This is a genomic window from Rathayibacter sp. KR2-224 (assembly GCF_049446075.1).
GTDB lineage: Bacteria > Actinomycetota > Actinomycetes > Actinomycetales > Microbacteriaceae > Humibacter.
Genome location: NZ_JBMSEB010000002.1, coordinates 17,263 through 29,280 on the forward strand (window position 1 = coordinate 17,263; position 12,018 = coordinate 29,280).

Consider the following 12,018-nt stretch of genomic DNA (forward strand, 5'->3'; position numbering starts at 1 on the left):
CGACGCAGGGAGGAGATCAGTGACGATCACCCGACGCGCCATGCTCGGCGGCACCCTCGGGTCAGTCGCCGCCGGGCTGGCCGGCTGTGCCGCCGTCGACGCATCGGCACCGCTCATCTCCGTGGGATTCGCGCAAACCGGCGCGGAGAGCACCTGGCGCGCCGCGAACACGACGTCACTTCGCAACGCGCTCTCTCGGCGTAACGGCTTCGAGCTGATGTTCATCGACTCGCAGGGACGCCAGGAGAACGAGATCGCCGCAGTGCGCAGCTTCGTCACACGTGGCGTGGACGTGATCGTGCTGGCGCCGATGGTCGAGAGCGGATGGCACGATGTGCTCGAGGAGGCGCGGCAGGCGGGCATTCCCGTCGTGCTCGAGGACCGCGGCATCGACCCGAGGGATTCGTCGCTGTACGTGAGCCGCGTCGGCGACGACTTTCGCCGCGAAGGATTCCTCGCCGCGGAGTGGATCGCGGCCACCTCCAAACCGACGACCCGCATCGTCGAGCTCCTCGGCACGACGGGGTCGAGCGCAGCACTCGACCGCTCGGCCGGATTCGACGAGATGATCGCCGGCCATGGGTTCACCGTGCTCGACGCGCAAGACGCTGGATTCACGCGCGCGGGCGGCAAGGAGGTGATGGCGACATTCCTGGAGAAGCACGGCGACGACATCCAGTTGCTGTTCGCCCAGAACGACGACATGGGGCTCGGCGCCATCGAGGCGATCGCGGCCGCGGGACTCGAACCGGGGCGCGATATCCGGATCGTCACCATCGACGGCACACGCGACGCGCTGACCGAGCTCGTCGCCGGGCGCCTCAACCAGGTCGTGCAGTGCAACCCGATGCTCGGACCACGCGTGGCTTCCGTGGTGCGCGCCGTGCACGCCAGGGCCGAAGTGAAGCGCGAATACATCGCGACTGACCGCGTCTTCGACGCGAAGGCCGCGAAGGAGGTGCTCGCCACGTGGCCGTACTGACCCAGACACGCAGCGACTCCCTCGCCCGGCATCGGATGAACGCACTGCTGCGCCGACCGCAGCTGTGGTCCGTCGTCATCCTGCTCGTTCTGGTCGCCATCAACGCCGCCGTGCGACCCGACTTCTTGGCGATCTCGATGCGCAGGGGCGCCCTGTACGGCAGCATTCCCGACATCGTGCGAGACGCCGCACCCCTCATGCTCGTCTCGCTCGGGATGCTGCTCGTGATCGCGGTGCGCGGCCTCGACCTCTCCGTGGGTGCCGTGCTGTCGGTCGGCGGCGCCGTCGCGCTCGCGGTGATCGCGGCCTCCCCGCAGCCTGGTTCGATGAGTGCCGTCGCGCTCGGCGTCGCGGCCGGCCTCGGAGTCGGCATTCTGCTCGGGGCCTGGAACGGAATGCTGGTCGCCGCAGTCGGCGTGCAGCCGATCATCGCGACACTCGTGCTCATGCTTGCCGGACGAGGGCTCGCCATGCTCGTCACGCACGGTCAGGTGGAGACAGTCGTGAGCCCGCCATACGCGTGGATCGCGTCTGACACCCTGTTCGGCATTCCGGCACCCGCCGTCCTCGCCGCGGTGGTCGTCGTCGCCACCACACTGCTGCTTCGGCGCACCGCACTCGGCACCATGATCGAATCCATCGGGGCGAACCCGGTGGCCAGCCGCATGGCGGGTCTTCGCGTGCGTGTACTCACCTGGACCGTCTACGCGATCAGCGGCCTCTTCGCCGCCGCCAGCGGGCTCATCGTGAGCTCCGACATCATGTCTGCCGATGCGAGCAACGCGGGACTCGGCATCGAGGTGGATGCGATTCTCGCGGTGGTCATCGGCGGCACCTCGCTGCGGGGCGGCCGGTTCTCGATCGGGGGCACGGTGCTCGGCGTGCTCACCGTGCAGGTGCTCACCTCTACGGTGACGTATCTCGGCAGCTCGCCCGCGACGTCCCCGCTCTTCGAGGGCGTCATCATCATCGCGGTCTGTCTGCTGCAGGCACCGCGCACGGGTGCGCTCGTCGAGCGCCTCGGGGCGAAGTGGCGGGGCATCCGATGAGCACGCAATCGACCCACATGCCGCCGCTCGGATGGTCTGTCAGGCGACGGCTGCACCTGCCTCCTGTACTCGTCGCCGTCGTCATGCTCGGGATGCTCGTGCTCGGTGATCAGCTCGCGTTCGGCGGGTTCGTCTCGGCTCGCCTGTTCTCGAACCTTTTCCTCGACACGGGCTACCTCATGGTGCTAGCCATCGGCATGACGTTCGTCGTACTGTCGGGCGGCCTCGACCTGTCGGTGGGGTCGGTCATCGGGCTGGGTGGCGTCGTCGGAGCGAAGCTGCTCTCGGCGGGGGTGCCGGCCGGTATCGCCATACCGTTGGTCGTTGCATCCGGCGCCGGCATCGGTCTTGTCAATGGCGTGCTCGTCGCGCTGTTCGACGTGCAGCCGATCGTGGCTACGCTCGCCGGAATGTTCCTTGCCAGGGGGCTCGCTTACACGGTGAGCCTCACCCCCGTCGCGATTCACGACAGCGGCCTCAACTCACTGGCTCTGGTCTCGCTGGGCGTTGGCGAGCTCCAGTTCTCGGTCGGCGTCATACTCGCGCTCGCGCTCGCGGTCGCGGCGTTCCTGGTGCTGCAGCGCACCCGCTTCGGCCGCACGGTCTTCGCGATCGGCGGCAACGCCGACGGCGCTCGGCTCATGGGACTGGCCGTCGTGCGCACCACCGTGCTCGTGTACGTCGTGAGCGGTGTCTGCGCGGGCATCGCCGCCGTCCTGTTCTCGTCGTACACGTCGTCCGGCGACCCGCAAGCCGGGGTCGGCATGGAGCTCGCCGCGATCGCCGCCGTTGTCATCGGCGGCACGACGTTGGGCGGAGGTCATGGCGGCGTCGTCGGAACCGTCGTCGGGGTTCTCGTGTACGGCGTCATCCAGTTGACCATCGATTACCTGGGCGTCGACTCGTGGTGGACGCCCATTGTGCTGGGGCTGCTGCTGCTCGTCTTCGTGGTGGCGCAACGGTTCGCGAGCAGCAGGACGGCGGTGCTGCGATGAACTCCGGCGACCCGTTCATCCGGATGCTCGGCATCACCGTCCGCTACCCGGGACACCTGGCGCTGGATGCTGTCGACCTCGACCTGCACCGGGGTGAGGTGCATTCGCTGCTGGGTGAGAACGGCGCGGGCAAGTCGACGCTCATCAAGGTGCTGACGGGCGCCATCCATCCGGTGCGAGGTGAGATTCTGTGCAACGGTGCGCCCGTGCAGATCTCCTCGCCGGGCGACGCACTCGCCGCCGGGATCGGGGTCGTTTACCAGGAGGCCGGGCTGCTCCCGAACCTCTCGATAGCCGAGAACGTGATGCTCGGTGACGAGCCGCACGGCAGGTTCGGCATCGACCGTCGAACCATGCTGCATCGTGCCGCCGAGCTGCTCGAGCGCCTCGGCGCCGACGTGGATCCCCGCTCTCCCCTTGGCGGGCATCCGCCGGCCATCCGTCAACTCGTCGCGATGGCGCGCGCCGTCCGCTCCAACCCTCGGGTACTCGTGCTCGACGAGCCGACCGCGAGCCTCGACGAGGCTGAGACCGGACACGTGCTCGACGTCATCCGGTCGCTGCGCGACGAGGGCGTCGCCGTGCTGTTCGTGTCGCACATTCTGGAACAGGTCTACGAGATCGCGGACCGACTGACCGTGCTGCGGGGCGGCATCCGTGTCGGCGAGTTCCCGACGGCCGACGTGCTGCGGCGCGACCTCGTGCAGCGAATGCTCGGCCGCGATCCCCGCGAACTCGACGAGATCATCGAGCAGCGCTCTGCGGAGCAGCTCGTGAGCCCGGCCCCGATCTTGCAGGCCGAGGGCCTGCGCTCGGCCGGCTTGCGCGCACCCGTCGACCTCGAGCTGAGCGAGGGCGAGATCGTGGGTGTCGCCGGCCTGCTGGGATCGGGCCGCACGGAGCTGGCAAGGGCCATTACCGGCATCGATCCCATCGCAGACGGCCGGCTCGCAGGCGGCACGCTTCGAACCCAGTACCACTCCCCTCGCGCCGCGCTCGGCGCCCGGGTCGTGTATGCCTCGGAGAACCGCATCTCGGAGGGCCTGATCGGCCAGCTCAGCGTGCGTGAGAACATCACGCTCGCGATCCAGGCACAGCGCGGATGGTTTCTGCGGATGCCGCGGGCACGGCAGAACGAGCTAGCCATGAGCTACCTCGAAGCGCTCAACGTGTGGCCATGCGATCCGGACCAGCCTGCCGCGTCGCTCTCCAGCGGCAACCAGCAGAAGGTCCTGCTGGCCCGCTGGCTGGCGATCGCCCCGCGAGTGCTGGTGCTCGACGAGCCGACCAGGGGTATCGATGTCGGCGCTAAGGTGGAAGTCCAGCGTCTCGTGGCGTCGATGGCGGCCAATGGCGTCGGCGTCGTGTACATCTCCGCAGAGCCCGACGAAATCCTGCGCTTGTCTGACCGGATCGTGATCATGCGCGATCGGTCGATCGTGGGCATCGTGGCGAACGACGATGAGTTGGACAGGGAACTATTGCTGGCGCTCATCGCGGATGGAGGCGAGGCGAATGGCACGGACTGAGGGGAACCGTGCGGCGACGATCTTCGATGTCGCGCGCCTTGCCGGGGTGTCGCATCAGACGGTCTCCCGAGTGATCAACGATTCGCCTGACGTACGGGACCAGACCAGGGAGCGCGTACGCAAGGCGATCAAACAGCTCAGGTACGAGCCGTCTGCAGCGGCGCGCGCGCTCGTGACCAGGCGCACCCGAACGATAGGGCTCATCGCGCCCGGGTCCGCGGATTACGGGCCGGCGAGCATCCAGCGCTACTTCAACGAGGCCGCGCACGCAGCCAGGTACAGCGTGTTCACGGTCAGCGTTCCAGGCGGCAGCGCGAGCGAGGCGCGTAGCGCCGTCGAGTCCCTGCTGCGGCAGAACGTCGAGGCCGTGGTGCTCGTGCAGCTCGACGTCACCACGATCGAGTCTCTGCGCGGGCTCGACGTCGGCGTTCCGCTCATCTCGATCTCAGCGCCTGGTCGCGACGGCGACGTCGTCTCGATCGACCAGTACGGCGGCGCGAGAGCAGCCGTACAGCACCTCATCGACTCGGGCTACCTCGACGTGATCCACGTTGCCGGGCCGGCGGACCACCCGGACTCACGTGAGCGGCAGCGCGGCTGGGCCGACGAGCTGGCCGACGCGGGTGTTCCGCGGGGCGCCCTATACCACGCCGACTGGTCGGCGGCGGAGGGCCACCGCATCGGACTCGAACTCACCGTGATCGCCGGCAAGACGGCGGTTTTCGCCGCCAACGACCAGATCGCGCTCGGCGTCATGTCGGCGCTCACGCAGCGCGGACTCCGCGTTCCCGACGACGTGGGCGTCGTGGGCTTCGACAATATTCCGGAGTCCGTGTTCTTCACGCCGCCGCTGTCCACCGTCACGCAGGACTTCGCCGCCCTCGGACAGCTCGCGCTGCGGCGGGTGCTCGACAGACTCGACGGAGACGAGACGTCGCCGTCGCCGCCGCCCATACCCGTCGCCCTCGTCGTGCGCGCCTCGAGCCAACGGCGTCGCGGCCCCGCAGGCGACACGCCTGCGGACGCCGACGTGACCGAGCAATCCCGCACGCAGGCCACCCGCACACGCTGAGCAGGCCGATCGTCGGCGCTTTTTGCGCCAGTTCGTCGTGATTGCGCCCCATTTACTGGCGCAAGCACGCCGAACTGGCGCAATCAGTTGCTGGTGCCGTCGCGCTCGCGTCAGATGCCGCGCTGGAGACGCCAGTACGCGGCACTCCACTTGAGCTGCTGCTCGAACTCGCGAGGCCTCGTGTCGTTGTCGATCACCACGAGCTCGGTGTCGGCCATGCGAGCGAAGTCCTCCCACGCCTCGATGCCCACGGCGTTCGTCATCACCGTGTGGTGCGCGGCACCGGCCTGCAGCCAGGCCCACGCCGACGTGCGGAAGTCGGGCTCCGGAATCCACACGGCACGTCCGACCGGCAGCTTCGGCAGGGGCTCGGTGGGCGGCACCACCTCGACGACGTTGGCGGTGAGGCGGAAGCGGTCGCGCATATCCGAGAGCGCAACGACCACGGCCGGGCCGGCATCCGCGTTGAAGACCAGGCGCACGGGGTCGTCCTTGCCGCCGATGCCCAGCGGGTGGATCTCCAGCGTCGGCTTCGCCGAGCTCAGCGACGGGCTCACCTCGAGCATGTGGGCACCGAGAATGCGCTCCTGCCCCGGGGTCAGGTCGTACGTGTAGTCCTCCATCAGGGATGCCCCACCCGGAAGACCCGCACCCATCACGTTCGCGACGCGCACGAGCACGGCTGTCTTCCAGTCGCCCTCCGCACCGAATCCGTAGCCCTCGGCCATGAGCCGCTGCACGGCAAGACCGGGCAGCTGCTTGAGAGCGCCGAGGTCTTCGAAGTTGGTCGTGAACGCACCGAACCCGCCCTCCTCGAGGAACGAGCGCAGGCCGAGCTCGATGGCCGCGCCGTCGCGCAGCGACTGATGGCGCTCTCCGTCGCGACGCAGCTCGGGAACCACGTCGTACAGCTCTTCGTATTCGGCCACGAGCGCATCGATGTCCGACTCGGATGCCTGCGCGACAGCATCCGCAAGCTCGTTCACGCCCCAGGTGTTCACCTGCACTCCGAAGACGTGTTCGGCCTCGGTCTTGTCACCCTCGGTCACGGCCACGAACCGCATGTTGTCACCGAACCGGGCCAGCTTGAGAGAACGGGATGCCGCGTATCCTGCAGCAGCGCGCGCCCACGTACCGATGCGGCCGCTCACGGCCGGATCGCTGACGTGGCCGACGACCGTCGTGCGCGAGACACCGAGCCTGGACTGGATGTAGCCGAACTCCCGGTCACCGTGGGCGGCCTGGTTCAGGTTCATGAAGTCGAAGTCGATCTCACTCCACGGCAGCTCCACATTGGCCTGCGTGTGCAGGTGCAGAAGCGGCTTCTGCAGCGCGTCGAGCCCCGCGATCCACATCTTCGCCGGGCTGAACGTGTGCATCCATGCGATCACGCCGATTACCGAGTCGTCGGCGTTCGCCTCGAGCGCGATCCGCCGGATCTGGTCCGAGCCGGTCAGCACCGGCTTCCATACGATGCGCACCGGCACATCCGACGATGCCCCGAGCTGGTCGGAGATGGCGCGCGACTGATCGGCGACCTGCGCCAGCGTCTCCGGGCCGTACAGGTGCTGGCTCCCGGTGAGGAACCAGACCTCGTAGCCGTCGAGCGAGGTGGTGAGAGGAGTGCGAGTCATGGATGTTCCTTATGTGTCTGTGTTGATGTGTGTCTCTCGGGGCGACGCGAGCTACAGCGCAGTGATCGCCGCGCGCTCGACGGCGAGGCCGGCGCGGTACTTCTCGAGGTAGGCCTCGAATCCGGCGACGTCCCCGGCGTCTGGCTCCGCGGTGTGCACCGCGGCGTTCGCGAAGACGCGCTCGTTCAGGTAGTCGGCCAGGGCCGGCCGGGCTTCGCTGGAGACGGATGCCTCGCGTGCGTACGCGGCGAGCACCGCGATCCCCCAGGCGCCACCCTCCGCCGCGGTCTCGCCCACAGCCACCGGCGCGTTCAGCGCCGCCGCGAGAAAGCGCTGCGCGACACCGGCGGTGCGGAAGATGCCGCCGTGGGCGAGCATCCGGTCGATCGCAACACCTTCGTCGGAGAGCACGCGCATCCCGAGGCTGAGCGTGCCGAACACGCCGTAGAGCTGAGCACGGATGACGTTCGCCAGCGTGAACCGGCTGTCTGGCGTGCGCACGAAGAGCGGACGCCCCTCGTCCGTACCTGTCACCGGCTCTCCAGCGAGGTAGTTGTACGCGAGCAGGCCGCCGGCATCCGCTTCGCCGTTCAACGCTTCACGGAACAGCAGCTCGAACACACCGTCTGCGTTCAGGTCCGAGCCCGCGAGCTCGGCGAACCGTGAGAAGAGTCCGGCCCATTCGGCCAGCTCGCTCGCCCCGTTGTTGCAGTGCACCATCGCGACGGGGTCGCCGGACGGCGTCGTGACGAGGTCGAGCTCCTCGTGCGACTCGGCCAACGGATGCTCGAGCACGACCATCGCGAAGATGCTCGTGCCGGCACTCACGTTGCCGGTTCGCGGTGCGACCGCGTTTGTCGCGACCATGCCGGTGCCGGCATCCCCCTCTGGCGGACACAGCGGGATGCCCGGCTGCAGCACCCCGGACGGGTCGAGCAGCGCCGCACCCTCCCCCGTCAGTTCGCCCGCCGGCTCACCTGCCGAGAGCACCTCGGGGAGGAGGCTGGCGAGGGGGGCTGGGATGGCGGCCTTCGCCTCGCTGCGGGAGGATACGAGGGTGTCGAGGCGGGCGAGCAGGTCGGCGTCGTAATTACCGGTCGCGGAATCGATCGGGAACATGCCGGAGGCGTCGCCGACGCCGAGCACCTTGCGGCCCGTCAGTTTCCAGTGCACGTAACCAGCGAGCGTCGTCGTGAAGGCGACCTGCGGCACGTGCGGCTCGTCGTCGAGCACCGCCTGATAGAGGTGAGCCACCGACCAGCGCAGCGGGATGTTCACACCGAACAGCTCGCTGAGTTCGGCTGCGGCGGGCCCCGTCGTGGTGTTGCGCCAGGTGCGGAACGGAACGAGCAACTCGCCGTTGCCATCGAACGGCAGGTAACCGTGCATCATCGCCGAGATGCCGATAGCGCCGAGCGAGGTGAGCTCGCCGTCGTAGCGTCGCCGCACGTCTGCCACCAGGTCGGCGTATGCCGCCTGGATTCCGCTCCAGACATCCTCGAGCGAGTAGGTCCACCTGCGGTCGACGAACGCGTTCTCCCACGCGTGGCTGCCGGTGGCGATCGTCACCGCCGGATCGTCGCCGATCAGGCAGGCCTTGATGCGCGTGGATCCGAGCTCGATGCCGAGCACGGCCCGACCGGATCGGATGACGTCGGCCGCGACGCCCGACGCGGCGGCGTCGGCCGCGCTCACGAGTCGCTCCTGCGGGCATCCGTCGCCTGGCCGTAGACGTTCTGATACCTGTCGTAGAGCCGGTCGATCGACTCCGGTGGAATGGGGATCAGGTCGCCGCCCTGGCTGGCGATGTGCACCGTGCGAGCGACGTCCTCGACCATGACGGCCGCCTTGACGGCATCCTTCGCACTCACGCCGATCGTGAACGGACCGTGGTTCTGCATGAGCACCGCGCGGCTGCGGTGTCCGCGAAGCGTCTCGACAATGCCCCTGCCGATGGAGTCATCACCGATGATCGCGAAGGGGCCGACCGGGATCGGACCGCCGAACTCGTCGGCCATGGCCGTGATGACGCACGGGATCTCCTCGCCGCGGGCCGCCCAGGCGACCGCGTACGTCGAGTGCGTGTGCACCACGCCACCGACATCGGGCATATTCCGGTAGACGTATGCGTGTGCAGCGGTGTCACTGGACGGCGAACGCTCGCTGCCGGGCGTACCAGGGATGACGTTGCCGTCGAGGTCGCACAGGATCATGTTCTCTGGCGCGAGATCGTCGTACGAAACCCCGGACGGCTTGATCACGAACAGGTCTGCCCCCGGGACACGCCCCGAGACGTTGCCCCCGGTCCACACGACGAGGCCGTAACGCACGAGCTCACCATGCAGTCTCGCGACCTCCTCGCGCACTCTTGCCACGGCTGCCTCGGTATCGGCATCCAGAATCGTCACTGACTCCTCCGTCTCGACATCACGTCGTTCGCGCTTCAGCGCCCTTCGGTCGGTCTACCACACGGCCGGCCGCGCTCCTCTGGCATGTTACCGGTCACATGGAGGCGGGGCCAGTCCGGTCCGGTGGCCTCTGGGGCCAGTCCGGTCCCGTGGGCGCTGGGGCGAGGCATCCTGTCATCGGACGTCGGCCGCCGATCCCCGAACGACGACAGATCCCCTCATAGGATGTCCGCCGCGGATTCCCGAACGACGAGACGCGGCGGCGCGATGGATGCCTGTTCAACGGCCTCGACACCGAGCACCTCCGCGACGCACGCCCTGGCCTCGCCGTCGACGTCCATGCGCACGGTCGTGAGCGGTGGCCGGTAGAAGGCGGCGTCGGTGTTGTCGTCGAATCCCACGACAGAGACGTCGCCGGGAACGGAGACGCCCAGCAGCTCGAGGCCCGACATGAGCCCGAGCGCCATCTGGTCGTTCGCCACGATCACGGCCGTGATGGCTGCGGAGCGCACGCACTCCGCGATGTCTTCGGCGCGCGCGGCGCCGGATGCCGCCGACCAGTCCCCGGTCCACCGTTCAACCGGATCGATACCGGCGGCGGACATGGCCTCTTCGAACCCGCGAGCCCTCGTGGCCTCTTCCACCCAATCGGCCGGACCACCCAGCCGCGCAATGCGCCGATGCCCCCGATCGACCAGATGCCGCACCACGAGAGCGGATCCCTCGGCCTGCCTTCGCGCGCCTTCATCGGACGGCAGGGACGCGATCCGAACGCCGGTGCCGTGCTCGAGCAGGGTCGAAACGGTCGACACGCGAGGGGCGACGACCACGACACCGTCGACACCCTGCGAAAGCAGATGCTCGAGGGATGCCACGGCCGACGATTCATCCGAGGCATCGGCATAGACAGTGGTCACCCACCTGCCCGCCGCGCGGGCGGCGCCCTCCAGCGCAACCACGCCCATCGACGGCCCGAACAGCGCCGCGTTCGACGCGATGACCCCGAGCGTGCGCGTGCGACGAGTGCCCAGTGTGCGGGCCGCGTTGTTGACGCGGTAGCCGAGGGAGAGCATGGCGTCTTGCACCCGCTGCCGCGTCTCGTTCCGCACGCTCGGGTGCTCGTTGATAACCCTGGACACCGTCTGCGTCGACACGCCGGCGAGCGCCGCCACCTCGCGCACACCCGCGCGGCGTGTCTCGGGTGCGAGGTCAGGGCTGTCCATGAGGCATCACGATAGCCGGGTGAGCGATCGCCCCTACTCGGGCCCGCACCGTTCAGGCGGGCAGAGTCACACGACGCCGAGTGTCGACCCCCTTGCCACGAGTTCGGGCTGCACGCGTTGGATGCCGGGCAACGGGGAGCCGGCGATGGCATCCAGCAGGAGCTCCCCGGCTCGGCGCCCCACGTCACCGAGTCGACGATTCACGGTCGTGAGCGGAGGGCGGCTGCCCTCGACGATCACGTCCCAGTCATCGAATCCGGTGACGGCGATCTCGTCAGGCACCACGACGCCGCGTTCACGAAGCCGGTCGACCACGCCACGCGCGATCTGATCGTTTCCGCAGCTGACGGCATCCGGCGTCTCGTCCCCGTGGTCGAGCAGGATGTCGATCGCCGCGCGGCCCCACGCCTCGCTCCACGCACCGTGCAGGGGCTCGTGCACGAGAGAACGGCCGGCTCGCTCGGCTGCGTCTCGCGTGGCATCCGCTCGCACCTTCGCGCTGAACTGATCGACCGGTCCGGTGATGTGCGCCAGCCTCTGCCTGCCGAGGCTCGCAAGGTGGTCGACGATAAGGGCTGCCCCTGCTGCGTCATCGGTCACAACCGACATGTCGTTCTCGTCCTGCGACGGGGCATGCGCGTACACAACGGGCACGTCGGCCTTGAGCGATCGGCGCGGATCGGTGAATCCTCCGGTCACGATGACGCCGTCGACGCGCTGCTCCCGCAGCCGCTCCAGGTAGTACTGCTCGCGCAAAGGGTCGTCGCGTGTGTCGCAGAGCAGCACCATGATCTGACCGAGGCTCAGTGCGTTCTCCGCCCCGAGCAGAATCGGCAGGCTGAAGCGGCCATTGGAGTCGCCGGTGAGCAGCGCCACCGTCACGCTTCTGGTCGCTTCCCTCGCCCGCTCGGTGAAGCCGAGGCGATCGGCGGCTTCACGAACACGACGGCGGGTGCTCTCCCGAAGCTGGCCCGTGTTGTTCAGCGCCTTCGAGGCGGTCGCAGGAGAGACGCCTGCGGCGAGCGCGACATCCGCCACGCGCACGGTGGGATGCCCCGACACCGGCTCCACGACCACGTCTCCCGCCTTCCTTTGCGTTCACCCGTACACGCCGCGGAAAGCCGTT

At 68.5% G+C, this 12,018-nt stretch carries 10 protein-coding genes; 5 read left to right on the top strand and 5 right to left on the bottom strand.

What is annotated here, in order from left to right:
* Nucleotides 1–19 precede the first annotated feature (19 nt).
* The 5 genes from ACO2Q7_RS12520 to ACO2Q7_RS12540 are packed head-to-tail and all read left to right on the top strand — an operon-like array spanning nt 20 to nt 5,627.
* Entirely contained in the window at nt 20–982 is a 963-nt protein-coding gene (locus ACO2Q7_RS12520) for an ABC transporter substrate-binding protein (RefSeq protein ID WP_423356036.1), read from the top strand.
* Nucleotides 970–2,031: an ABC transporter permease gene (locus ACO2Q7_RS12525; RefSeq protein WP_423356037.1), complete on the top strand. Its 1,062-nt coding sequence runs from the start codon at nt 970–972 to the stop codon at nt 2,029–2,031. Before ACO2Q7_RS12520 ends, ACO2Q7_RS12525 begins: the two co-directional genes overlap by 13 nt.
* Nucleotides 2,028–3,026, top strand: coding sequence for an ABC transporter permease subunit (locus ACO2Q7_RS12530; RefSeq protein ID WP_423356038.1), 999 nt, complete (start codon nt 2,028–2,030; stop codon nt 3,024–3,026). The genes ACO2Q7_RS12525 and ACO2Q7_RS12530 overlap by 4 nt, the downstream gene beginning before the upstream one ends.
* Nucleotides 3,023–4,555, top strand: coding sequence for a sugar ABC transporter ATP-binding protein (locus ACO2Q7_RS12535; protein WP_423356039.1), 1,533 nt, complete (start codon nt 3,023–3,025; stop codon nt 4,553–4,555). The genes ACO2Q7_RS12530 and ACO2Q7_RS12535 overlap by 4 nt, the downstream gene beginning before the upstream one ends.
* Nucleotides 4,542–5,627 carry a LacI family DNA-binding transcriptional regulator gene (locus ACO2Q7_RS12540; RefSeq protein ID WP_423356040.1) on the top strand — a complete coding sequence of 362 codons (1,086 nt, stop codon included), beginning with the start codon at nt 4,542–4,544 and terminating at the stop codon, nt 5,625–5,627. The genes ACO2Q7_RS12535 and ACO2Q7_RS12540 overlap by 14 nt, the downstream gene beginning before the upstream one ends.
* A gap of 110 nt (nt 5,628–5,737) precedes the next feature.
* On the opposite strand, the gene araA is transcribed toward ACO2Q7_RS12540, so the two are convergent.
* The 5 genes from araA to ACO2Q7_RS12565 form a co-directional block, all read right to left on the bottom strand.
* Entirely contained in the window at nt 5,738–7,261 is a 1,524-nt protein-coding gene (araA, locus tag ACO2Q7_RS12545) for an L-arabinose isomerase (protein ID WP_423356041.1), read from the bottom strand.
* Nucleotides 7,262–7,312: 51 nt separating this feature from the next.
* Complete coding sequence (locus ACO2Q7_RS12550; RefSeq protein WP_423356042.1) at nt 7,313–8,956, bottom strand: xylulokinase; 1,644 nt, start codon at nt 8,954–8,956, stop codon at nt 7,313–7,315.
* Nucleotides 8,953–9,663 (bottom strand): L-ribulose-5-phosphate 4-epimerase, encoded by a 711-nt coding sequence (locus ACO2Q7_RS12555; RefSeq protein WP_423356500.1) that lies wholly within the window; start codon nt 9,661–9,663, stop codon nt 8,953–8,955. Before ACO2Q7_RS12555 ends, ACO2Q7_RS12550 begins: the two co-directional genes overlap by 4 nt.
* Nucleotides 9,664–9,887: 224 nt before the next feature.
* Nucleotides 9,888–10,892 (bottom strand): LacI family DNA-binding transcriptional regulator, encoded by a 1,005-nt coding sequence (locus ACO2Q7_RS12560; RefSeq protein WP_423356043.1) that lies wholly within the window; start codon nt 10,890–10,892, stop codon nt 9,888–9,890.
* Nucleotides 10,893–10,958: 66 nt separating this feature from the next.
* Nucleotides 10,959–11,969 carry a LacI family DNA-binding transcriptional regulator gene (locus ACO2Q7_RS12565; RefSeq protein ID WP_423356044.1) on the bottom strand — a complete coding sequence of 337 codons (1,011 nt, stop codon included), beginning with the start codon at nt 11,967–11,969 and terminating at the stop codon, nt 10,959–10,961.
* Nucleotides 11,970–12,018: the final 49 nt, after the last annotated feature.

Coding starts and splice junctions, on each gene's coding strand:
- ACO2Q7_RS12530 (WP_423356038.1), top strand. CDS start 2,028: ATGAGCACGCAATCGACCCACATGCCGCCGCTCGGATGGTCTGTCAGG.
- ACO2Q7_RS12535 (WP_423356039.1), top strand. CDS start 3,023: ATGAACTCCGGCGACCCGTTCATCCGGATGCTCGGCATCACCGTCCGC.
- ACO2Q7_RS12540 (WP_423356040.1), top strand. CDS start 4,542: ATGGCACGGACTGAGGGGAACCGTGCGGCGACGATCTTCGATGTCGCG.
- araA (WP_423356041.1), bottom strand. CDS start 7,261: ATGACTCGCACTCCTCTCACCACCTCGCTCGACGGCTACGAGGTCTGG.
- ACO2Q7_RS12560 (WP_423356043.1), bottom strand. CDS start 10,892: ATGGACAGCCCTGACCTCGCACCCGAGACACGCCGCGCGGGTGTGCGC.